The organism is Pseudomonas sp. G7(2022) (genome assembly GCF_052660475.1).
Window position 1 is genome coordinate 540,567 of sequence record NZ_CP109659.1, and the last position, 22,318, is coordinate 562,884.

The 22,318-nt window shown below is 61.8% G+C and carries 18 protein-coding genes; 11 read left to right on the forward strand and 7 right to left on the reverse strand.

Translation table 11 applies throughout. From position 1 onward, the window contains the following. Positions 1-181: 181 nt before the first annotated feature. From NE357_RS02380 to NE357_RS02405, 6 genes are read left to right on the forward strand one after another with little or no spacing between them, the layout of a single operon-like run. On the forward strand, positions 182-1,939 hold the full coding sequence (locus NE357_RS02380) for a carbamoyltransferase family protein (protein ID WP_007952261.1): 1,758 nt from the start codon (positions 182-184) through the stop codon (positions 1,937-1,939). Beyond that, entirely contained in the window at positions 1,923-3,053 is a 1,131-nt protein-coding gene (locus NE357_RS02385; protein ID WP_169428563.1) for a glycosyltransferase, read from the forward strand. Before NE357_RS02380 ends, NE357_RS02385 begins: the two co-directional genes overlap by 17 nt. Next, on the forward strand, positions 3,053-3,949 hold the full coding sequence (locus NE357_RS02390; protein ID WP_169428564.1) for an antimicrobial resistance protein Mig-14: 897 nt from the start codon (positions 3,053-3,055) through the stop codon (positions 3,947-3,949). Before NE357_RS02385 ends, NE357_RS02390 begins: the two co-directional genes overlap by 1 nt. Positions 3,950-3,957: 8 nt before the next feature. Beyond that, entirely contained in the window at positions 3,958-5,403 is a 1,446-nt protein-coding gene (locus tag NE357_RS02395; protein ID WP_169428565.1) for a PIG-L family deacetylase, read from the forward strand. Next, positions 5,400-6,554: a glycosyltransferase gene (locus NE357_RS02400; RefSeq protein WP_169428566.1), complete on the forward strand. Its 1,155-nt coding sequence runs from the start codon at positions 5,400-5,402 to the stop codon at positions 6,552-6,554. The genes NE357_RS02395 and NE357_RS02400 overlap by 4 nt, the downstream gene beginning before the upstream one ends. Positions 6,555-6,568: 14 nt before the next feature. Then, a complete protein-coding gene (locus NE357_RS02405; RefSeq protein WP_169432586.1) occupies positions 6,569-7,453 on the forward strand; it encodes a glycosyltransferase in 885 nt (294 codons plus the stop codon). 18 nt (positions 7,454-7,471) lie between these two features. Here the strand turns inward: NE357_RS02405 and NE357_RS02410 are convergent, their stop codons facing one another. Both NE357_RS02410 and NE357_RS02415 read right to left on the reverse strand, forming a co-directional pair. Then, on the reverse strand, positions 7,472-8,689 hold the full coding sequence (locus tag NE357_RS02410; RefSeq protein ID WP_169428567.1) for an acyltransferase family protein: 1,218 nt from the start codon (positions 8,687-8,689) through the stop codon (positions 7,472-7,474). Next, positions 8,689-10,554: a bifunctional O-antigen ligase/aminoglycoside phosphotransferase family protein gene (locus NE357_RS02415; protein WP_169428568.1), complete on the reverse strand. Its 1,866-nt coding sequence runs from the start codon at positions 10,552-10,554 to the stop codon at positions 8,689-8,691. The genes NE357_RS02410 and NE357_RS02415 overlap by 1 nt, the downstream gene beginning before the upstream one ends. Before the next feature lie 154 nt (positions 10,555-10,708). Between NE357_RS02415 and msbA the strand changes: the two genes are divergently transcribed. The 3 genes from msbA (at position 10,709) to hldE (ending at position 14,963) form a co-directional block, all read left to right on the forward strand. Beyond that, positions 10,709-12,511 carry a lipid A export permease/ATP-binding protein MsbA gene (gene msbA / locus NE357_RS02420; protein ID WP_169428569.1) on the forward strand — a complete coding sequence of 601 codons (1,803 nt, stop codon included), beginning with the start codon at positions 10,709-10,711 and terminating at the stop codon, positions 12,509-12,511. A 164-nt stretch (positions 12,512-12,675) separates the two neighbouring features. Beyond that, positions 12,676-13,380 carry a sulfotransferase family 2 domain-containing protein gene (locus NE357_RS02425; protein WP_169428570.1) on the forward strand — a complete coding sequence of 235 codons (705 nt, stop codon included), beginning with the start codon at positions 12,676-12,678 and terminating at the stop codon, positions 13,378-13,380. A gap of 158 nt (positions 13,381-13,538) precedes the next feature. Continuing rightward, complete coding sequence (gene hldE, locus NE357_RS02430; protein WP_169428571.1) at positions 13,539-14,963, forward strand: bifunctional D-glycero-beta-D-manno-heptose-7-phosphate kinase/D-glycero-beta-D-manno-heptose 1-phosphate adenylyltransferase HldE; 1,425 nt, start codon at positions 13,539-13,541, stop codon at positions 14,961-14,963. 66 nt (positions 14,964-15,029) lie between these two features. On the opposite strand, the gene NE357_RS02435 is transcribed toward hldE, so the two are convergent. The 4 genes from NE357_RS02435 to NE357_RS02450 form a co-directional block, all read right to left on the reverse strand. Beyond that, entirely contained in the window at positions 15,030-15,998 is a 969-nt protein-coding gene (locus NE357_RS02435; RefSeq protein WP_169428572.1) for a metal ABC transporter ATPase, read from the reverse strand. Between the two features lie 31 nt (positions 15,999-16,029). Then, positions 16,030-16,842 (reverse strand): aldo/keto reductase, encoded by an 813-nt coding sequence (locus NE357_RS02440; RefSeq protein WP_169428573.1) that lies wholly within the window; start codon positions 16,840-16,842, stop codon positions 16,030-16,032. After that, on the reverse strand, positions 16,839-18,014 hold the full coding sequence (locus NE357_RS02445; RefSeq protein ID WP_169428574.1) for an NAD(P)/FAD-dependent oxidoreductase: 1,176 nt from the start codon (positions 18,012-18,014) through the stop codon (positions 16,839-16,841). Before NE357_RS02445 ends, NE357_RS02440 begins: the two co-directional genes overlap by 4 nt. A gap of 204 nt (positions 18,015-18,218) precedes the next feature. Then, positions 18,219-18,551 (reverse strand): DMT family transporter, encoded by a 333-nt coding sequence (locus NE357_RS02450; protein ID WP_085732637.1) that lies wholly within the window; start codon positions 18,549-18,551, stop codon positions 18,219-18,221. A 103-nt stretch (positions 18,552-18,654) separates the two neighbouring features. Between NE357_RS02450 and NE357_RS02455 the strand changes: the two genes are divergently transcribed. Next, positions 18,655-19,557 (forward strand): LysR family transcriptional regulator, encoded by a 903-nt coding sequence (locus NE357_RS02455; RefSeq protein ID WP_169428575.1) that lies wholly within the window; start codon positions 18,655-18,657, stop codon positions 19,555-19,557. Positions 19,558-19,568: 11 nt separating this feature from the next. Continuing rightward, a complete protein-coding gene (waaA, locus tag NE357_RS02460; protein ID WP_169428576.1) occupies positions 19,569-20,849 on the forward strand; it encodes a lipid IV(A) 3-deoxy-D-manno-octulosonic acid transferase in 1,281 nt (426 codons plus the stop codon). 31 nt (positions 20,850-20,880) lie between these two features. Here the strand turns inward: waaA and NE357_RS02465 are convergent, their stop codons facing one another. After that, positions 20,881-22,314, reverse strand: a complete 1,434-nt coding sequence (locus NE357_RS02465) for a TolC family outer membrane protein (RefSeq protein WP_169428577.1) — start codon at positions 22,312-22,314, stop codon at positions 20,881-20,883. Positions 22,315-22,318: the final 4 nt, after the last annotated feature.

Consider the following 22,318-nt stretch of genomic DNA (forward strand, 5'->3'; position numbering starts at 1 on the left):
GCGCTGGAGTCTATGTCGATGCTACTCGAGTGTCAACGCACCGGCCGGCCAGTTCCGCTAGAGGTTTGTCGACGCTTTTAAGCTATAATCCCGCCCTTTAGCTGTCTCTCGCCCGGTGCGAGGGCACATCATTTTTCAAGGCGCATCGCGCCTGAATGCAGACTAAAGAGGCTAGACCCCTGTGGCATTGACGATTCTTGGCCTGTCCGGCGCCCTTAGCCATGATCCTTCAGCAGCCTTGTACATCGACGGCAAGCTGGTCGCGGCGGCTGAGGAAGAGCGCTTCGTACGCGATAAACATGCAAAGAACCGCATGCCCTACGAATCGGCGAAGTTCTGCCTGGAGCAGGCTGGCATCAAGCCGTCCGACGTTGACGTGGTCGCGATTCCGTTCGCCCCGATCAGCATTTTCGGCAAGGCCCGCTGGCAGTACGCCAAGCGTTACTGGTACGCCCCGGACCGCGCACTCGACGCGATCCTGATGGGCAACCGTCGCTACAAGCGCTATCGCAACAAAATCGTCTGGTGCCTGGAGCAACTGGGCTTCGATCCGAAGAAAATCAAGATCGAACCGGTTGAACACCACCTGGCCCACGCTTCCAGCGCCTACCACTGCTCGGGTTTCAAAGAGAAAACCGCGATCCTCGGCATCGACGGCAAGGGCGAGTACGCCACGACCTTCTTCGGTTATGGCGAAAACGGCAAGATCCACAAGATCAAGGAATTCTTCGATCCGGACTCCCTCGGCGGCCTGTACGGCGCGATCACCGAGTTCCTCGGTTTCGACATGCTGGACGGTGAGTTCAAGGTCATGGGCATGGCGCCGTACGGCGATGCCAGCAAATACGATTTCTCGCGTCTGGCCTCGTTCGAGAACGGCGAGCTGGTGATCAACACCGACTACGCCAACGTGATCGGCCTGCGTCGCTACAAAGAGAAGGGCAAGGGTTACTACTTCTCGCCGAAGCTGATCGAGTGGCTGGGTCCGAAGCGCGAAGGTGACATCGCCGACGAGCCGTACATCCACTACGCCGCCAGCATTCAAGCGCTGTTCGAAAAAATCGCGCTGCAGATGATCGACTACTACCTGGGCGACGTGCTCAAGGAAACCGGCAAACTGGCCTATGCCGGTGGCTGTGCGTTGAACGTCAAGCTCAACCAGAAAATCATCGCCCGCGACGACGTCAAGGAGCTGTTCGTTCAGCCTGCCTCCGGCGATGCCGGCACCGCAGTCGGCGCCGCGGCCTATGTGTCCAACGCCCGTGGCGTGCCGGTCGAGAAGATGGAACACGTCTACCTCGGCCCGTCGTACAGCAACGAAGACGTGATCGCCGCATGTGCCCGTCACGAGAACAAGCCGACCTGGCGCAAGCTTGACAACATGCCGGAGCAGATCGCCAAAATCATGGTCGATGGCAACCCGGTGGCCTGGTTCCAGGGCCGCATGGAGTTCGGTCCGCGTGCACTGGGTGGTCGTTCGATCATCGGTTGCCCGAGCGTGGCTGGCGTGGCTGACCGCATCAACCACCAGATCAAGTTCCGCGAGCGCTGGAGGCCTTTCTGCCCGTCGATGCTCGACACCGTTGCGCCACAGATGATCAAGATCGATCACCCGGCGCCGTTCATGACCTTCACCTTCGAAGTGGCGGAAGAGTGGAAGACCCGCGTGCCGGAAGTCGTCCACGAAGACGGCACGTCCCGTGCCCAAGTGCTCAAGCGCGAATACAACCCGCGCTACTACGACATGATGAAGGCGCTGGAAGTGCTGACCGGCAACGGCGTGTCCCTGAACACCTCGCTCAACCGCCGTGGCGAACCGATGATCTGCTCGCCGACCGACGCCCTGAACATGTTCTTCGGCTCGGATCTGCAGTACCTGATCATGGAAGACATCCTGGTGGTCAAAGAAGGCGCAAACGCTTATGACACGCTCGGCTGAACGCCATGTGCTGCAGTTCTGTCACGGCTATGACGGGCCGTTCCTCGACTGCGCGCGGCAGTACGCCAGCCTGTTCGCGGGCACCGGTTATCGGGTCACCACGGTCTTTCTGACCGGGGTCGCCGATAGCGAGGTGGCCGCGGCCTGCGCCTCCGATGAAGTGTTGTTCATGGAGTACAGCTCCAAGGCCATTCGTGGCCTGAAGCTGGGCGCCATCGGCGATCTGCGCAAGATCGCCGCTTCACGCAATTTCAGTTTCTGCATCGCCCATCGTTTCAAGCCGATCTACATCGCTTTGCTCGGCACTTCACTGCCGGTGATTGGCGTGCACCACGCGTTTGGCGATTACAAACGCGGTTCGCGCAAACTCTTTGCACACATTTTCCGCAAGCGTCTGAGCCTGCTCGGCGTGTCCGATGCGGTGCGCGACGACATGCGCCGTTGCCTGCCGAAATGGCCGGCGGCGCGTATCCAGACCCTCTATAACCGCATCGATGTCTCGGCGTTGCAGATGAGTCAGGTGTCCGCCCGTGAAGCTCGCGAGACCCTCGGTCTGTCGGCGGATGCATTCATTGTCGGCAACGTCGGTCGCCTGCACCCGGACAAGGATCAGGCCACGTTGCTGCACGGGTTTGCCGCGGCATTGCCTGGTCTGCCGGCCAACAGCCAACTGGTGATTCTCGGCAAGGGTCGTCTTGAGGATGAACTCAAGGCCCTGGCCCGTGAGCTGGGCGTTGGTGATCGCGTGCTGTTTCTCGGTCAGGTGCCGGACGCGCGCAATTACTTCCGCGCATTCGATGTGTTTGCCCTGAGCTCCGATCACGAACCGTTCGGCATGGTGCTGCTGGAGGCCATGGCCGCCGGCGTGCCGTTGCTGGCCACGGCATGCGGCGGGGCAAAGGAAGTAGTCGAAGGCGTGGGCATTCTGTTCCCGCTGGGCGATGCCGAACATCTGGCCCAGGGCTTGAAACATCTGGCCAGCATGGACGAGCAGCAGCGTCGCCAGTGCGCCGAAATGATGTTCGATCGCCTGCGCGAGCGTTTCTCCGACCGCGCCGTACGCGACACCTTCTGGCATTTGCCGCAAGTTACCGATCTGGCACCGAGGGGCTGATGCTCAACCGATTTCAAGGCTGGCGCGAACGTGGCTGGTCGCCCGTTGACGCCTCAACTTATGCACAGGCCTGGCAACGTTTCGGCGGCAGCGTCGCGACTCATCCGATGGTCGTCGAGCGGCTGGCGAATCTGGCCGGCATTGCGGTGCGCTATCTGGCCTGGGAACAGCAGGGTGAGATCAAAGCGGCGATCCCGACCTGGGGCCGCGACCTGGCCTTGTCCAAGGACGTGCTCAAGCGCAACGGCAAGAAAGGCCTGTTCGACCTCGGCAACGCCGAGCTGATCCTGCCGGCCGCCGCCGATGCCCGGGCCCCGCTGCGCCATCGCGGACGCTACCTGTCGGCGCTCAACGAAAACCGCTTCAGCGGCCTCAAGTTGCAGACCGAGCAACTGGCCATGGCCCGTACCCCGGAAGAACTGTCGAAGAAGTTTCGCTATAACCAGCGCCGCGAACTGCGCCTGCTGGAAGAGGCGGGCGGGGTGGTGCGGCCGGTCAGCGACTTTTCCAGTGCCGAACTGGCAGCCATTTATTGCGACCTGTTCCAGCGCCGCTGGGGTTTCCCGGCCACTGGCGCAGCACGCATGGCCGAAGTCATCGAGCTGTTGCGCGAGCTGTTGATCGGCTCGGTGATCTTCCTCAATGACGCGCCGATCGCCATTCAACTGGTGTATCGCGTCGAAGCGCCGGAGTGGATCAGCGTCGAGTACATCAACGGCGGCGTCGATCCCGAAACCCGTGAATTCAGCCCCGGCAGCGTCCTGAGTTTCCTCAATACGCAAAGTGCCTGGGAACATGCCCGGGCACTGAACAAGCCGCTGCGCTTTTCCTTCGGTCGTGCCGACCGTGAATACAAGGATCGCTGGTGCAATCCTGTGCCGGTCTTCACCGTATGAGTCAGCCCATGAGCCGCAAACAGCAACTGCTCAAGCGTCACCGGCGCAATAAACGCATCGGTTTGTTGATCGCATTGATCGTGTTGATCGCCCTCGGCGTGCTGGTGGCCTGGTGGTTGCCGCTGGTGCTGGCGGTGATTGGCTGGATTGCCCATGAAGCATGGTTCGCCGACCACTTGTTCTATTCGCCGAAAGACGATTACCAGTACAGCTTTCCACCATTCACACCGCAGCCAAAAGTGCATTTGCACGGCGAACAATTGCGCCTCGATGAGGGCGTGATGCTGCCGGATGACGCAACGCTGATTCTCGCCGTGCGGGTGAAAAGTAGCTGGCTGGGGCGTTTCTTCGATCCACGGGTCGAGCTGGCGGGTGGATCGAATCCGGATGCCCAGACTTTCGAACGTGGCGTCAACGGCCTGCGTTTTCTGAACCTCAGCGGTCAGGCGCAGACCCTGTCTCAGGGCTTGCTGCGTCTGCGCGGGCGTTTTTGCCGGGTGTCCGGCGAGCCGGTGCTGTGGGCGCTGGAGCAGCCGGATTACCGGCGTCAGCGGGTGATGGTGATTGCGCCGCACGCCGACGATGCCGAGCTGGCCGCTTACGGTTTGTACAGTCAGGCCGACGAGGCCTGGATCGTCACCCTGACCGCCGGCGAGATAGAAGCCGAACACTATCGGCAGATGGGCCTGAACAAGGTCGAGGCGTCGCGGCTCAAGGGTCGCTTGCGGGCCTGGGACAGCCTCGCCGTGCCGCGCTGGGCCGGCGTGCCGCAGGAACATTGCGTGCAGCTCGGTTACTTCTGTCTGCAACTGGCGGCGATGCAGGCTGCGCCGAATCAACCGGTGGGCTCGCGGGAAGCCGATCTGAACGACACGCGGATTTTTCGTCAGTTGAATCCGTTTGCCCTGCCCGGCGATGCCGACGGCGCGCCGACCTGGAACAACCTGCTGGCCGACCTGCGTGACGTTCTGTCCCGTGCGCGGCCGGATGTGATCGTGTTGCCACACCCGACACTCGATCCACATCCCGACCATATCTGCGCCCAGGAAGCCGTGATGGAAGCCTTGCACGGCCTGGACTGGCAGCCGACCCTGCTCGGCTACGCCAACCACTTGCACGACAACGATCGCTGGCCGATGGGCGACAGCGGGCAGGGCATTGCGTTGCCGCCGACGTTCGATGCAACGCTCGCAATGCAGCCGCTGTGTCTGCCACTGCCGATCGAGTTGCAGCGGGACAAGGCCATGGCACTGGGCATGATGCATGACCTGCAGCCGCCGGCGCCGTTCAAGCGTCGTCTGCGCCGACTGGTTCAGCGAGTGCTGGCCGGTCGAGTGCCTTCGGTCTACGGCGAAAACGAATTTTTCCGCAAAGCGGTCAGGCGCCAGGAGCTGTTCTGGCTGCTGAAGCAGAGTGAAACAGGCGCGACGGGATCGCACCGGGGAGAGTCATGAGTCAACGCGCAAAGGTGCTGCAGCTGCAGCCCGACTACAACGTCAAATCCCATGATTTCGCCGACCTCGCCGAGCAGATCGTCAAGGCCTTGCCGACGGATCGTTACGAGGTGACCGCTGCGTTTCTGCGCGGTAAGCCCGGTCCCGGCGAAGCCGTCAGCCGGGCCGACCGTTCGGTGTATTTCGAGTTTTCCGACAAGTCCCTCAAAGGCATGCGCCTGCGGGCGATGTGGCAGCTGTACAAATTCTGCCGGCGGGAAAAGTTCGACGTGGTGATCTGCAACCGCTTCAAACCGGTGAACATGATGCTGACGCTCAATCGCTGGTTGAAGGTGCCGTTGTGCATCGGTATTTCCCACGGTTTCGGCGAGTACGACCGCTTCTATCGCCGTCGTCAGACTCAGCGCCTGATCGACCGGCACTGGCGTTTCGTCGGCGTGTCGCCGGCGGTCAAGCAATACCTGCTGGATTGCGATTGCGGTTTCACTGACCGGAATACCTACGCCATCACCAACGCCATCGACATCGAACAGGCTGAAGGCCTGCAGCACAGTCGCGAGCGTGCACGGGAGTTGCTGGGCATCGATCCGAAGGTGCGCCTGATCGGCGCTCTGGGACGGCTGGTATCGGTCAAGGGCCATACCTACCTGTTGCAGGCGTTCGCCCAACTGAAAGACAAATACCCGAACACCCAACTGGCAATTATCGGTGCCGGACGCCTGCAAGCACCGCTGGCCGCCGAGATCGAGCAACTCGGCCTGAGCGGTCGCGCCCACCTGCTGGGGTTCAAGGAAAACGCTCTGCAATACGTGCGTGCGTTCGATATCTGGACCATGCCGTCGCTGGCCGAAGGTCTGGGCCTGGCCTTGCTGGAAGGCATGAGCGGGCATCTGCCGGTGATCGCCTCGAACGTGCCGGCCATGCTGCCGCTGATCGAAGGTGCCGGTGGCCTGTCGATCACGCCCAGGGACGTGCCGAGCCTGGTCGCGGCGCTGGATGCCTACCTCGGGCTGTCGGATGACGAGCTCAAGGCCAAGGGTGAGCAGGCTTATCGCTATTTGCAGGAACAGCACGATATCGAGGTCTTCCGCCAGGAATACCTGAACCTGATCGACTCCGGCCTGGAACAGGCCCGCAAGGAACAGCCATGAGTGAGGTCACCGCCCTGAGTGATGCACAACCCATCGTCACCGTGATCATCGCGTCGTATAACCACGGCCCGTACATCGAGGAAAGCATCCTCAGCGTCATCAACCAGAGCTACAAAAACATCGAGCTGCTGGTGGTCGACGACGGCTCGAAGGATGACAGCGTCGAGCGCATCAATGCCTTGCAGGCAAAGCACGGTTTTGACTTCCGTGTGCAGCAGAACCAGGGCCTGACCAATACGCTCAATGGTGCCATTGCGCGGGCCAGGGGCAGCCTGATCGTCCCGTTCGGCTCCGACGACATCATGTACCCGGACCGCATCGCCACCCAGGTCGCCTACATGGACGGTAAGCCTGAGGTCGGCATCTGCGCCGGCAACATCGAGTTGATGGACGCCGATGGCAACCTCTACCCGGAAAAGCGCCAGCGCCGGGATGTGCCGTTCCGTCGTCTGGACTTCGATGACATGTTCCTGGAGCGCAAGCCTTATCCGCCGGCGCCGACCCTGATGATCCGTCGTGAAGCACTGGACAAGGTGGGTGGATTCGATCCGACGATTCGCCTCGAAGACCTGTACATCGAGCTGAAGGTGACACGCGCCGGGTATTTCATCGATGGTTTGAACGTGGTGATGGCTCGCTACCGCAAGCACGCCACCAACTCCTACAAGAACCATCGCTTCATGATCGAAAACATCCTGCGCACCTACGCGCTGTTCAGCGATCATCCGCTGTACGACGAGGTGCGCTACAAGTCGCTCAATTCGATGTTCCTGAAAACCGCCAACCGCGACCGCAAACTGGCGCGGGAGCTGCTGGCGCAGATTCCGTTCAAGGCGTGGAACAAGAAAACCTGGCGCGGTCTGGGCCGGTTGCTGTTTTCACCACTGGAAAAGGACTGAGGCCGCGGCCGCCCGTGATCAGCGGGCGGCTTTTTCTGCGATGCGCTTGTTGCCCTGCTGGCGCTGGCGAAGCCACTGCACGACCTTCCTGCCTGCGCTCATTCCCGGCTGTTCGATGTACAGGAATGTCGCGCTGCTGATCAGGATCAGCAGGCAGGTGCACGCTGCCAGCAATGGCAGGTAGACCCAGGCCTCCCGGCCATCGAGGTGCAGTGCCGGCGGCAGGCGCTGGACCATCAGCCACAGCACGAAACCATGCAGCAGATAGGTGCTGTAACTGATCTCTCCCAGCCAACGGATGCTGCGTGGCTTGAGGGCACCGAACAGAGTGTTGCCAGAAGCCACGATCACGAAGAACAGCGACAGCAGAAACAGTGGCTGGGTCTTGAAGGCCCTGTTGAAGGCGGTGAAGGCAATCGCCAGCGCAACCAGGGCGACGACTCCGGCCAGAGGGGTCTTGCTCCAGGCTACCAGTTGCGGTCGACGTACCCAGTACGCAGCAGCGATTCCGCCGAGGAAACTGGCCAGGAAGTGCTTCTTGAGCGAGTGCTCCCAGCCGACCACTTGATACAGCGCATAAATACCGAGCAGACACAGCACCACCTGGCGCCAGTTGCTTCGGAAGATGAACACCATGCCAGCCAGTGGCAGCGCCAGGTAGAAGAACACTTCGTAGGCCAGCGTCCAGGTGACGTTGGAGATGAGCATGCCGGTGTGCGGGTACAAGTTGACGTCCGGCCGGTCAAAGGTCAGCCAGGCCAGGGTCTGCTTGAGCAGCTCTACAGTGGATACTTTCAGTTCCCAGCCCTGTAGCTGGAACACCGTGATGAACACGATCAGCATCAGCGGCAAGTACAGCGGATACAGGCGAAAGACCCGAGAGACGCCGAAAGCCGTCCAGTCGAACTCGCGACCCTGGGCCAGCAGGCGGCCCCAGAACAGGAATCCGGTGATCATGAAGAACAGCGCGACGCTGCCCTGGCCAAGCATCGAATAGAACGCGCTCGGTGGAAAATCGATCACGCCCGTGCGCAGAAAGATCCAGGTGATGATCGAGTGATGAACAAACACGCCAAACGCCAGGTAACCGCGCAAGCCATCGATGCTGGCGTAACGGCTCTCACCGGAATGCTGCAGATGGCGGGCTATTTTCGGAACCGCGCGCAACAACAGCGCGGCGGTTGCGATGGCCAGCAGATAAGCGGCCGGTGCAATAAGAAGATTGGTTGCGGTCATCATTGAACCCGGGCCGCAGTGGTGGTGGCCAGCACTTGCCTGTGCAGGTTGTCTACGGCGGATTTCGGCGCCGTCACAGCGTACCCCTGAAGCAGCGCGTCGAGGTGATCCTCGAACAGCCAGCGCTTGTCGACGGTGTAGCGTTGCATGTGTCGCAGATTGCGCTGGCGCAACGAAAGAGTCAGTGGCGAAGGGTAGATCCGCAGGTCTGCCAGATCGATCAACCCGAACTCGCCGTCCTCCAGCACCAGCACATTGCCCAGATGCAGCGAGCGGAAATAGACGCCTTGCTCATGCAGCCGGGCCATGAATTTGCCGAAACGTTCGACCAGGGCCTGTCGTACTGCTGGCGCGGTGATGCCTTGCAGCACCTGGCGCAAGGTATGGCCTGGCAGTGGCGCGTAGTGCACTGCACTGCTGCCATCGTCGAGGCGATACAGGTTCAGTACCTGCGGGGTGGGGATGCCCATCCGGCGCAATTGTTCGCTATTGATGGCGAAGCGTTCGGAGTAAGGGTTGAAGTTGCCGGAGGTGTACCAGCGACGGCGGCGGAACAGCTTGAGGAAGCTGCCATCGGTCAGGCGCAGGACCTTGGGGCCGAGGCCGTCCTCTTCAATCACCTGGGCATTGGCGCCCAGCTGTTGCAGGCCGGTGGCCGACAGTTTCTGCACGGGAACGGTCAACAGGCGGCGGGCTCGCTGATTGATGCTCAAGGCGGCGATCAGTGCCAGGGGAATCCACAGCAGGAACCAGTGCTCCTTGGGCCGCGAGATGATACCGCCGCCCTCTGTCAGGCCGGCGCCGATACCGAACACCAGCCAGGTGGAGGCGATGATCAGCAGCGGCTGAACGCGCTGGCGCCAGCTGCTCAGCAGTCCCCAGGCCTGGAAAAACAGCCACGGCAACAGGCCCAGAATACCGACATAATAAAGGACCCCCAGGGCAAAACTGTGGGGTTCCTGGAAGTTGTAGCCAACACCGGGGTCGATCGCCAGGCCGGCGTTATAGCCATGACCGATCCACGGGTGTTCGGCAATCTTTTGCAGGGCAATCTGCCAGATTTCGAAACGGTAGGAGTCGCCGCGTTCGGTGATCATCTTCGAAAACAGGGCGATCACGGTGATGCCAATGGCCGACAGTGCGCTCAAAAGCACCACCGAGCGTCGGTTCCAACAAATGAAGGCCAGCCAGAATGCGGCCAGGGTCAAGGCGACCAGCGGTGTTCTGGACCCGGTCGCGATCACCGCTGCGAACATGATCAGCATGGCCGGCAGGCTGAGCCAGAGCAGGCGGCCATGCTTGCAGGACATGCTGATACTGAGCCAATAGGCACAGAAGAATCCGAACAGGTGGGAGCTGAGCAGCGGGTTATCGAAGGCGCCACCCCCGATCAGGCGTGCGCCCGGCTCGTAATGACGGATGAACGGGATGAGGAAACAGAGGGTGGCGATCAGCGCGACCATGGCTGCGACGAACAGCATCGGCGCCAGAATGTCACTGCGGTAACGCACCAGCAGGTAGCAGCCGACGAACAGCATCAGGGTGTGCAAGGGAGGCTTGAGCATGCCGCCGAACGATTCGCCATCCGGCGGTCCCCAGGCGAGACTGAGCAATGCCCAGGCGACGAACACCAGCAGCGCGACAATCATCGGCTCGCGCAGCAGTTCCCGGCACTCCCGCGGACGCAGGCACAGGGCGATCAGCGCCGGAATGCTGAACAGGCCATAAAACAGTTTGTGATGCAGGCTGCGGCCAGGCAGGAAGAACAGCGCACACAGGAGCAGGAAGTAGCCGACGGGAAGTATCCACAGGCTGATGAAATCGAATATTCGACTGGACGTACTGCTGAAGCCGCGAAGTTGCATGCTGTGAGATTCAATCCTGAAGTTGATCGGCCATTACGTTGATGGCTATTTGATGCTGAAAAAGACGCATAACAATAACAGCCTTTGCCCGATTGCCAGAACCCTGAAGAAGCTGTGCTAAAGTCAGCGTCCTTTTTATCGACTTTCGCGTGATATGACCGACTCCAGTCCCGCCGCAAGCCCTTCGAGCTTGAAAATCTACTTCCGCCTGCTCGGCTACGTCCGGCCGTATATCAGTCTGTTTCTGATCAGCATCGTCGGTTTTCTGATTTTCGCATCGACCCAGCCGATGCTCGGTTACATTCTCAAGTATTTCGTCGACGGTCTGTCCAATCCAGAGGCAGTACTGTTCCCCACCGTGCCTTACCTGCGCGACCTGCAACTGCTGCAGGCCGTACCGCTGTTGATCATCCTCATTGCGGCCTGGCAGGGCCTGGGCTCCTATCTGGGCAACTATTTCCTGGCCAAGGTTTCCCTGGGCCTGGTGCATGATCTTCGGGTGCAGTTGTTCAACAACCTGCTGGTGCTGCCGAACCGTTATTTCGACAAGCATAACTCCGGTCACCTGATTTCACGCATCACGTTCAACGTCACCATGGTCACGGGGGCGGCAACAGATGCGATCAAGGTCGTAATCCGTGAGGGTATGACGGTGATCTTCCTGTTCGCTTCCCTGCTGTTCATGAACTGGAAGCTGACGCTGGTGATGGTTGCGATCCTGCCGCTCATCGCCATGATGGTGCGTACCGCCAGCAAGAAATTCCGCAAGCAGAGCAAAAAGATCCAGTTGGCCATGGGCGACGTGACCCATGTTGCCTCGGAAACCATCCAGGGCTATCGCGTGGTGCGCAGCTTCGGTGGCGAAGCCTATGAAGAAAAACGCTTTCTCGATGCCAGTCAGAGCAACACTGACAAGCAACTGCGCATGACCCGCACCGGTGCGATCTACACGCCGATGCTGCAACTGGTGATCTACACCGCGATGGCGGTGCTGATGTTCCTGGTGCTGTTTCTTCGCGGTGATGCCTCGGCAGGTGACATGGTGGCCTACATCACCCTGGCGGGCCTGCTGCCCAAGCCGATCCGTCAGTTGTCCGAAGTCAGCTCGACCATCCAGAAAGGCGTGGCCGGTGCCGAAAGCATTTTCGAGCAACTGGACGTCGAGCCGGAGGTCGATACCGGTACGGTCGAGCGTGATGTGGTCACCGGTCGCCTCGAAGTACGCAACCTGAGCTTCACCTACCCGGGCACCGAGCGTCAGGTACTCGACAACATCACCTTCTCGGTCGAGCCGGGGCAGATGGTGGCGCTGGTGGGACGGTCCGGCAGCGGCAAGTCGACCCTCGCCAACCTGATCCCGCGTTTCTATCACCACGACAAGGGCGAGATCCTGATCGACGGTGTGGAGATCGAGCAGTACAAACTGCTGAATCTGCGTCGTCACATCGCCCAGGTGACCCAGCACGTCACGCTGTTCAGCGACACGGTGGCCAACAATATTGCCTACGGCGATCTGGCCGGCGCGCCACGTGAAGACATCGAGAAGGCCGCGCGTGATGCCTATGCCATGGACTTCATCGCGCAACTGCCGGAAGGCCTGGACACCCAGGTCGGCGAGAACGGCGTGCTGCTTTCCGGCGGTCAGCGCCAGCGCCTGGCGATTGCCCGTGCCCTGCTCAAGAACGCGCCGGTGTTGATTCTCGACGAGGCCACCTCGGCCCTCGATACCGAATCCGAGCGACACATCCAGGCTGCGCTGGATCAGGTGATGAAGGGCCGCACCACGCTGGTGATCGCCCACCGTCTCTCGACCATCGAGAAGGCCGACCTGATTCTGGTCATGGATCAGGGGCGTATCGTCGAGCGTGGCACTCACGGCGAGCTGCTGGCCCAGAACGGCTACTACGCGCGCCTCAATGCCATGGGCCTCGATGCTCCGGCCGAAGACATCGCCTGAGCCCGCCTTGCAAATGCCGGGCACGCAATGCGCCCGGCGGTTTGTATCCGGAACTTTACCGTTCTTGACCAAACCTGCATAAAACCCGACACCGCGCTTGTTAAGGTTCCTGAACGAACTTTGACTTCCATCGAGGGGGCCATCCCCGTCGCGCGGGTATCTTCATGTTGCAACGCTATCTGTGGAAGCTGCTGCCCAAGCCGCAGCGGGCTTTTCTGCTCGGGCGTCTGTCGGTGGTCGATAGACAGGCGGTGAACAAGTCAATGTCGGCCAACCTGCGCTTTCCCGAAGCCTTCGAACAGCGTTCCTGCCTGTTCATTCATGTGCCTAAATGCGCCGGCAGCAGCGTGTGTACCGCGATGTTCGATGGTTGGCGGCCCGGCCATCTGCCGTTGTACTGGTATGAAGAGCAGTTTCCCGCGCAGTTCGCCGCTGCATACAAATTCGCTTTCGTCCGCGATCCGCTGGAACGTGCCTATTCGGCATACGCTTTTCTGCGGGGCAACGAGCTGAGCGGACGCGATCACGCCGCGCAGCAACTGGTCAGGCATTACCGCGACTTCGATGACTTCGTTGCGCGCTGGCTGCATGCGGAAAACATCGCGCGACAATTGCACTTCGCTGCGCAAACCGACTTTCTCACCGACTCTCTGGGCCGTCTGGCGCTGGACTTCATCGGTTATCAGGAACATCTGGAGCGGGATTTCCACCTGGTGTGCGAGCACCTGGGCCTGACCAGCCGATTGCAATACGTCAACTGTTCCCGGGAGCGGCGTCCACTGCCGGCCCGGGAATTCTGCTCCTTGCGTACCCGACGCCTGGTGCGGCGGGTCTATGCACGTGACTACGAGATGCTCGGTTATGAATGAGGTACCCCCGGGTCTGTGCCTGCCATCAATGGGCAGCGTTCCTGTACAAAAAATGAGCAAAAAACCCCGTCGTTTCATCCTGTTGCAGCCGCCGCACAAGCCTTCGCCAACCCTGTGTTAATATCGCGCCCCTGTTCATTTTGTATGTGGGTTGCTCCATGAAGTTGTCCATGCCGCGATTCGATCAAGCCCCTGTCTTGGTGGTCGGCGATGTCATGCTCGACCGTTACTGGCATGGTGGTACCTCACGGATCTCCCCTGAGGCGCCGGTACCGGTTGTAAAGGTCGAGCAAATCGAAGACCGCCCGGGCGGTGCCGCCAACGTTGCCTTGAACATTGCCGCGCTGGGTGCGCCGGCGTCGCTGGTCGGTGTGACCGGTGACGACGAAGCCGCCGACAGCCTGAGCAACAGCCTCAAGGGCGCGGGCGTGCGAGCCTTGTTCCAGCGCATCGCGCACCAGCCGACCATCGTCAAGCTGCGGGTCATGAGCCGGCACCAGCAACTGCTGCGTATCGACTTCGAAGAACCGTTCGCCACTGATGCCCTGGCCCTTGCTTCCCAGGTCGACGACCTGCTGGAAGGTATCAAGGTGCTGGTGTTGTCCGACTACGGCAAAGGCGCCCTGAAAAACCATCAGGCACTGATCCAGGCCGCGCGTGCCAAAGGCATTCCGGTGCTGGCCGACCCGAAGGGCAAGGATTTCTCGATCTACCGTGGCGCGAGCCTGATCACCCCGAACCTTAGCGAGTTCGAAGCCATCGTCGGCGGTTGCGCCGATGAGCACGAACTGGTGAGCAAGGGCGCGAAACTGATGCACGACCTCGAGCTCGGCGCGTTGCTGGTGACTCGCGGCGAACACGGCATGACCCTGCTGCGCCCGGATCATCCGGCGCTGCACCTGCCGGCCCGGGCTCGTGAAGTGTTTGACGTGACCGGTGCCGGCGACACCGTGATTTCCACCCTGGCGGCCGCGATTGCCGCAGGCGAAGAGCTGCCCCACGCGGTGGCGCTGGCCAACCTGGCGGCCGGCATCGTGGTCGGCAAACTCGGTACGGCGGCGATCAGCGCCCCGGAACTGCGTCGCGCGATTCAGCGCGAGGAAGGTTCGGAACGCGGTGTGTTGGGTCTGGAGCAGCTGATTCTGGCGGTGGCCGATGCCCGGGCGCACAACGAGCGGATCGTGTTCACCAACGGCTGCTTCGACATCCTCCACGCCGGGCACGTGACCTACCTCGAGCAGGCACGGGCCCAGGGTGATCGTCTGATCGTCGCGATCAACGACGATGCCTCGGTCAGTCGCTTGAAAGGCCCGGGCCGGCCGATCAACAGCGTTGACCGGCGCATGGCGGTTCTCGCCGGTCTCGGTGCGGTGGACTGGGTGATCAGCTTCGCCGAAGGTACCCCGGAAAACCTGCTGCGCGAGGTCAAACCGGACGTGCTGGTGAAGGGCGGCGACTATGGCATCGACCAGGTTGTCGGCGCCGACATCGTCAAGGCCTACGGCGGCACCGTGAAGGTGCTGGGGCTGGTGGAAAACAGCTCGACCACGGCGATTGTGGAAAAAATCCGCAAATCCGAGTGATGCAAACATAAAGACCGCGCCTGCGACGACTCTCTGGAGTCGCTCGCAGGCGCGGTCTTTTGCCGTTCAGGAGTTCACTTTCTTGCGCGGCACGATCTTCTTCAGCAGTTGCTTCGCCTTGCCGCGCAACCGCGCCAGCCCCGTGTCCTTGGACGGCGGCGTCAAACCCTGCTGACGCAGCCAGTCTTTCCAGCGAATCCGCTCATCGCGCACCAGCCAGCCGTCCTGTCTGGCGAAGCTTTCCGCCAGATACAGACCTCGGGTGCCGGCCGGGGACAACTGACCTTTCTTCAGCGTATACAGCTCGGGGAGCGGTCCGCCGTCCTGTAGTGGCATCAAGTACAGATCGGGGCGCTTGCGGTCGAGCCGGGCGACGAGTTGATCGCCCTCAAGTCGTTCGTCGACATGGAACAGGCTCAGGTTCTTGGCTTCCTTGGGCACGTCCAGTCGCAGGTCGTAGATCAATTGCAGAGACGCGGTCGGCAAGTGCACGTAGGCGCGTGGCCGTTCGAGCAATTGCAGATTGGCGCAACGTACCGGCCGCGCCGAACCGGACAGCGGCGTCAGGCGAAAGGGCAGGGCCTCGCGATAATGCAGCGCCGATGCGTACGGCGCCGGCAGCCAGGTGTCGTTGAAGCGCCCGCCGAGCCAGCCTTCCGGAGTTTCCAGCAGGCATTCTTCGGCGATCTCCTGGATCGCCGTGTGCAACGGGATATTCAATTCGTGCGCCGGCACGTAGCCGGAAATCAGTTTGAGGACGACGTCACCACGATCCTGCCGCCGCTGGCGCACCAGCACCCAGTAATCGCGATTCTGCCAGTGCAGGGTCAGGCGCACCGAGACGCCGAGATTGGCCAGTTCCAGCGCAAAGCGTTCGGCGTCGGCCACGCTGACCGGTTTGCGCCGCTGCAGGGTCTGGGCGAAATTCAGCGGCATGCCGACGCTCTGATACGTCAGGCCTTCGGGCGTCGCTTCGACGAACAGCGGCAGTGTCTTGAAGTTGCTCGGGTTCTTTCTGATGAGCGTGCGCGGCATGTCGGCTCCTGCTTAAGGCCGCGGGGCGGCGTCAGTGACCACGAAGGACCTGGGCAACGGTCGCAACGTTATGGGCGAGGTGCAGCGGATTGATTGTTCCGACAATGGCGCTGGTTACGCCAGGCCCGGCGAACAGCAACTCGAAGCTGGCGCGCACCGGATCCACGCCGGGGCTCAGGCACACATGACCACTGGCCAGCGCCTTCTTCACCAGAATGGCTTTGCCGTGGGCAGCAGCATAGTCAATGACCGCCTTCTCGTTTTGTTCGTTCAGATTGTAGGTGACCATCGCGCAGTCGCCTTGCTCCAGTGCTTTGAGGCCGCCGTCGACGGTCTTGCCGGAGAAACCGAAGCCGCGAATCTTGCCTTCGGCCTTGAGCGCCGCGAGGGTTGCATAGACTTCGCTGTCATTGAGAATCGCCAGGTCGTTGCCATCGGAGTGCACCAGCACCAGGTCGATAAAATCGGTTTCAAGACGTTGCAGGCTGCGCTCCACCGACATTCGCGTGTGAGCGGCGCTGAAGTCGTGGGTTGACTGGCCGTCGACAAATTCTTCGCCGACCTTGCTGACGATCACCCAATCCTGACGCTGGCCGCGCAGCAGCGGGCCGAGACGCTCTTCGCTGCGGCCATAGGCCGGCGCAGTGTCGATCAGGTTGATCCCCAGTTCCCGCGCCTGCTTGAGCAGCATGCGCGCGGCGTCGTCATCGGGGATCTGGAAGCCGTTGGGGTATTTCACGCCCTGGTCGCGACCGAGTTTGACGGTGCCCAGGCCCAACGGCGAAACCAGCAGGCCGGTGCTGCCCAGCGGGCGATGCAAATCGTGCAGGGTCGGCAGGCTCATGGCAGCAGTTGCTCCCAGGCCGGAACGCCCATCGGAGGTTTCGGCAACTCGGGCAGCGGAGCCGGGTGGCTTGGCTGGATGCCGTCGCGTTCGAGGGACGCGATCACCCGGTCGGCAAAGTCCGGCGCCAGGGCCAGTTTGGTAGGCCAGCCGACCAGCAGACGACCTTCTTCGGCGAGGAACGCATTGTCCGGGCGGGTCAGTCCGGTTTGCAGCGGTTCGGCGCGGTCGACGCGCAGGGTGGCCCATTGCACGTTGCTCAGGTCGATCCACGGCAACAACTGGCCGATTTCTTTTTGCGCGGTGGCGATCTGTTCGGCGGGCTCACGGGCCACGCCTTCGGATTCGGCAATGTCGCCGCCCATGTACCAGACCCACTGGCCGTCGGCGGCCGGATGTGTGGTCACGGTGATTCGCGGCTTGGTGCCACCGCCCAGGCAGTGCGCATAGAGCGGCTTCAGCCCCGGGCCCTTGGCGAGGATCATGTGCAGCGGCCGGCGTTGCATGGCCGGTTGCGTCAGACCGAGGGTTTCCAGCAGCGCCGCAGTACCGGCACCGGCGCTGAGGACGATGCGCTGGGCGCGGATCTCGCGACCGTCGACCTTCAGGCCGACCAATACACCGCTTTGCAGCAATGGCTCGATGTTCTGACCGGCCAGCAGACCGTCACCGGCGAGATCAGCCAGGCGCTGGATCACGCTTGGCACGTCGACCACCAGCTCGGCGAGGCGGTAGACCTTGCCCTTGAAACGCTTGTCCTGCAGCGCTGGCGGCAATTGGTCGCCCTTGACCTGATCGACCCGGCCGCGCACCGCTTTGCTGGCGAAGAAACTGGTGAGGTTGCCCGCGAGGGTGCCCGGCGACCACAGGTAATGAGCTTCGGACAGCAGGCGCACGCCGGTCAGATCCAGTTCACCGTTGCCGGCCAAGGCTTCGCGCCAGCGGCGTGGCATGTCGGCGATGGCTTCCGAGGCCCCGGTCAGCGCGCCATGCAGCGCGTACTTGGCGCCGCCGTGAATGATGCCTTGGGACTTCACGCTCTGTCCGCCGCCGAGGCTGGCGCTTTCCACCAGCACGGTCGAAAAACCCTGGCGACGCAGGCGCGCGTTCAGCCAGAGGCCGGCGACACCTGCGCCGACAATCAGCACGTCGGTGGAAATGGGAGATGGCATGCAACGACCTCAGTGTTCAAGACGAGGGCGCAGTATACAGACTCGGGGAAAAGGGGATTTGTCGATGATCAACAGAGGGGAAGGTGTCGGGCAATGTGGGAGCGGGCTTGCTCGCGAAATCGGTCTATCAGTCAACAACAATGTTGCCTGAGACACCGTCTTCGCGAGCAAGCCCGCTCCCACAGGGGGTTATGCATTAATCAGTTAATGGCCTGCGGTTTTCGAGAACAGCTGAATCACCACCACTCCGAGCACGATCAGCGCCATGCCAAGCATCGCCGGCACGTCCAGCTTCTGCCCATAGATGAACAGCGCCGCCACGCTGACCATCACGATGCCCATGCCGGCCCATACCGCGTAGGCCACGCCCACCGGCACGCTGCGCACCACCAGGGTCAGCATCCAGAACGCGATGGCGTAGCCGACGATGACCAGCACCAAGGGCAGAGGCGTGCTGATGCCTTTGACGGCTTTCATCGAAACGGTGGCGATCACTTCGGCGCAAATGGCAATGGCCAGATAGACGTAAGCGTTCATGTTCAAAATCCTCGTGTGAAGCGTTGCTTTCTGAGGCGCGATTCTAGTGGCTTCCCAGATGGGGTAAAGTCATTACCTATCTGTTTTGAAGATGGGTTTGTCGATGGACATGCAGTGGAATCTGGATCAGTTGCGCGCGTTCGTGGCGGTCGCCGAACAACGTTCGTTCTCTGCCGTGGCACGTCAGCAGCGCAAGGCTCAGTCAGCGATTAGCAGCGCGATCGCGATGCTGGAGGACGACCTCGGTGTCAGTCTGTTCGAGCGTAGCAGCGGTCGTCAGCCGCTTCTCACCGAGGCCGGGGAGGCGCTGCTGGAAGAGGCGCGGGAAGTGTTGCGTCAATGCGAACGCCTGAACGGCCGGGCCATGGCGATGATGCGCGGGCAGGAAGCGCAGTTGCGGGTGGCCCAGGACGAGGCGATGCCCTATCAGGCGCTGGTGGAAAGCTTCGCCGCCCTGGCCGAGCAGTTTCCCAGTCTGGAAGTCCAGCTGACCAGCGCCGCCCAGGGCGAGGTCTCGCGCAAACTGGTGGAGCGTCGGGCCGATCTCGGGTTGCTGTTCTATCACGATGAAATCCCCGAAGCGCTGGAGCGCCGGGTGTTGGGCAGCGTGGAAATGGTCACGGTCTGCGGTGTCAACCATCCCCTGGCATCCCAGGCTTACGTCACCTGTCAGCAACTGGCGCAGCATCGGCAGTTGTTGATGTCGACCCAGACCAGCCTCTATCCCGGCAACGAACCGGCCAGTCCGCAGGTCTGGCGCGCTGACAGTTTCTACGTGATGGCCGAATGGCTGGTGCGCGACCTCGGCTGGGCCTGGCTGCCGCGTCACGTGGTGCAGTACTCGGCCTATCAGGGCCTGATGGTGGAGCTCGACAGCGAATGGACGCCGCCGGCGCTGGTGGTGGAACTGGTCTGGCGTCGTGACGAACCGCTGGGTCCGGCGGCGCGTTGGCTTGCGGAGCGATTTGCCATACACCTGCGGGCGATCGGCGGCAAAAGCCGATAAACTCCGCCGCCATGAATAGAACTCTCTACACCGCGCTGTTTTACCTGGGGCTGCCATTGGTGGCGATTCGGCTATGGCTGCGTTCGCGCAAGGCGCCGGCGTATGCCAAGCGGATTGGCGAACGTTTCTCCTATGGCATGCCGATCCTGCAACCGGGCGGCATCTGGGTTCACGCCGTCTCGGTGGGGGAAAGCATCGCCGCCGCGCCGATGATCCGCGCACTGCTGCAACGTTATCCACAGCTGCCGATCACCGTGACCTGCATGACGCCGACGGGTTCGGAGCGGATTCAAGCGCTGTTCGCCAACGAGCCGCGTATCCAGCATTGCTACCTGCCTTACGATTTGCCCTGCGCGGCGGCGCGTTTTCTGGATCGCGTGCAGCCGAAACTGGCGGTGATCATGGAAACCGAACTGTGGCCCAACCACATTCACCAATGCGCCAAACGCGGGATTCCGGTGGCGCTGGCCAACGGACGCCTGTCCGAGCGCTCCGCCAAGGGCTATGGCCGGTTCAACAAACTGACCGCACCGATGCTGGCGGAGATGAGCCTGTTCGCCGTGCAGACCGAGGTTGAAGCCCAGCGTTTCCGTGATTTGGGCGCACGCCCTGAGACAGTCGAAGTCACCGGTTCGATCAAGTTTGACCTGACCATCGACCCGCAATTGTTGCAACGCGCCGCTGAACTGCGTGGCCAATGGCAGGCGCAGGAGCGTCCGGTGTGGATCGCCGCCAGCACCCATGAAGGCGAAGACGAGGTGGTGCTGGATGCTCATCGCCGTTTGCTGGCCAGTCACCCCGATGCGCTGCTGATTCTGGTGCCGCGCCATCCGGAACGTTTCAATTCCGTGTTCGAACTGTGCCAACGCGAAGGTTTCGCCACGGTACGCCGTTCGACCGGCGTCAACGTCGATTCCGCAACGTCGGTGCTGCTCGGCGACACCATGGGCGAGTTGCTGTTTCTTTACGCCCTGGCCGACAGCGCGTTCGTCGGCGGCAGTCTGGTGGCCAACGGCGGCCACAATCTGCTGGAGCCGGCGGCCCTGGCGAAACCGGTGATCAGCGGCCCGCACCTGTTCAACTTCCTCGACATCGCCGCGCAACTGCGCAGCGCCGGAGCGTTGGTCGAGGTCGATGACGCCGAAGGTCTGGCGACCGAAGTGCAGCGGCTGTTCGAATTGCCGCGCGATGCACAGCGCATGGCGGAAGCCGGGCTGAGCGTGATGCGCCGCAATCAGGGCGCGTTGCAGCGCTTGCTTGATGGCCTGGGAAGGTTGATCGAACGCGCATGAAAAAACGCAGCCTCAGGGCTGCGTTTTTTGTTTAAGGCCGGGCCTTGAGCTGTGCTTCGGCGGCCTTGGCCAGATCCGGCGGGAGGAAATCCTTGTCCGGGTTGTAGTCGGCTTTCAGATAACGCGTCAGATCCTGCAAGTCCCCCGGGTTCAACGTCCCCGCCGCCTGTTTCAGGCGCAGGTTGTCGAGGATGTAGTCGTAGCGGGTGTTGTTGTAGTTGCGCACCGAGGTGTAGAGCTGACGCTGGGCGTCGAGCACGTCGACGATGTTGCGCGTCCCCACCTGATAACCGATTTCCGTGGCTTCCACCGCGCTCTGGTTGGAGATGATCGACTGGCGGCGCGCCTGCACCTGCTCGACGTCGGTGTTCACCGCGCGGTGCAGGTTGCGGGTGTTCTCCACCACCTGCCGACGCAGGCCTTCACGCTGCTGTTCGGTCTGGTCCAGTTGCGCGTAAGACTGGCGCACTTGGGAGCTGGTCAGCCCGCCGCTGTAGATCGGGATGTTCAGTTGCAGGCCCACGGTGCTCTGCTCGACGTTGCCACTGTACGGCGTACCGAAGGCATTCGGGTTGGCGAACCCGAGGGCGTCGTTGTCGCCTTTTTCGTATTTGGCTACGGCGTCGAGGGTCGGCAGGTGGCCGGCCTTGCGTTGTTTGAGGGTCTGTTCGGCGGAGCTGACGGCATAGTTGCTGGCCAGCAGATTGAGGTTCTGTTTCGCGGCGGTGTCGACCCAGGCCTTGGCGTCGTTCGGCGCCGGCGGCAGGATCGGCAACGTGTGGACGATGCCCTGGATCGAGTTGTACTGGCGGTTGGTCAGGGTGATCAGGGCTTCGAACGCATCATCGACCTGCCGCTGAGCGACGATCCGGTTGGCCCGGGCGGTGTCGTAACTGGCTTGCGATTGCAGCACGTCGGTCTTGTCCGACAGGCCCACGTCGAAGCGCTCGTTGGACTGGTCGAGCTGGCGCTTGAACGCCGCTTCTTCAGCCTTGGTCGAGGCCAGGTTGTCCTGACTGCGCAGCACGTTGAAGTAGCTTTCGGCGGTTTGCAGGATCAGGTTCTGCTCGGTGGCCGAGAGTTGCAGCGCGGCCTGCTCGTTGACGTCCTTGGCGGCCTGGTACTGGAACCAGCGATCGGCGCGGAACAGTGGCTGGGCCAGGGTCGCCTGATAGGAGTGCGCGCTGCGGTTGGCGATGGCCGAGGGTTGGTCGATCGAAGTGCGCACGTTGGCGACTTCAGCGCCACCGGACAGGTTCGGCAGCAACCCGGCGCGGGCCTGCGGCACCACTTCTTTCTGTGCGCCGTACTGGGCGCGGGCGGCGGCCAGATCGGCGTTGTTGTCGACCGCTTCCTGATAGACGCTGACCAGATCGGTCTTGGTCGACAAGGGCGCTTCTGCTGCCCAGACCATTGCGTTGGACGCACAAGACACGGCAACAGCCAGTGAGAGTTTGCGCAGCATGAGG

What these genes read in the sequence shown, in the direction of transcription:
- NE357_RS02440 (WP_169428573.1), bottom strand. Translation starts at nt 16,842, where the DNA reads ATGAGCCTGCCGACCCTGCACGATTTGCATCGCCCGCTGGGCAGCACC.
- NE357_RS02385 (WP_169428563.1), top strand. Translation starts at nt 1,923, where the DNA reads ATGACACGCTCGGCTGAACGCCATGTGCTGCAGTTCTGTCACGGCTAT.
- hldE (WP_169428571.1), top strand. Translation starts at nt 13,539, where the DNA reads ATGAAGTTGTCCATGCCGCGATTCGATCAAGCCCCTGTCTTGGTGGTC.
- NE357_RS02390 (WP_169428564.1), top strand. Translation starts at nt 3,053, where the DNA reads ATGCTCAACCGATTTCAAGGCTGGCGCGAACGTGGCTGGTCGCCCGTT.
- waaA (WP_169428576.1), top strand. Translation starts at nt 19,569, where the DNA reads ATGAATAGAACTCTCTACACCGCGCTGTTTTACCTGGGGCTGCCATTG.
- NE357_RS02445 (WP_169428574.1), bottom strand. Translation starts at nt 18,014, where the DNA reads ATGCCATCTCCCATTTCCACCGACGTGCTGATTGTCGGCGCAGGTGTC.
- NE357_RS02410 (WP_169428567.1), bottom strand. Translation starts at nt 8,689, where the DNA reads ATGACCGCAACCAATCTTCTTATTGCACCGGCCGCTTATCTGCTGGCC.
- NE357_RS02465 (WP_169428577.1), bottom strand. Translation starts at nt 22,314, where the DNA reads ATGCTGCGCAAACTCTCACTGGCTGTTGCCGTGTCTTGTGCGTCCAAC.
- NE357_RS02435 (WP_169428572.1), bottom strand. Translation starts at nt 15,998, where the DNA reads ATGCCGCGCACGCTCATCAGAAAGAACCCGAGCAACTTCAAGACACTG.
- NE357_RS02400 (WP_169428566.1), top strand. Translation starts at nt 5,400, where the DNA reads ATGAGTCAACGCGCAAAGGTGCTGCAGCTGCAGCCCGACTACAACGTC.
- NE357_RS02450 (WP_085732637.1), bottom strand. Translation starts at nt 18,551, where the DNA reads ATGAACGCTTACGTCTATCTGGCCATTGCCATTTGCGCCGAAGTGATC.
- NE357_RS02425 (WP_169428570.1), top strand. Translation starts at nt 12,676, where the DNA reads ATGTTGCAACGCTATCTGTGGAAGCTGCTGCCCAAGCCGCAGCGGGCT.
- msbA (WP_169428569.1), top strand. Translation starts at nt 10,709, where the DNA reads ATGACCGACTCCAGTCCCGCCGCAAGCCCTTCGAGCTTGAAAATCTAC.
- NE357_RS02415 (WP_169428568.1), bottom strand. Translation starts at nt 10,554, where the DNA reads ATGCAACTTCGCGGCTTCAGCAGTACGTCCAGTCGAATATTCGATTTC.
- NE357_RS02395 (WP_169428565.1), top strand. Translation starts at nt 3,958, where the DNA reads ATGAGCCGCAAACAGCAACTGCTCAAGCGTCACCGGCGCAATAAACGC.
- NE357_RS02455 (WP_169428575.1), top strand. Translation starts at nt 18,655, where the DNA reads ATGGACATGCAGTGGAATCTGGATCAGTTGCGCGCGTTCGTGGCGGTC.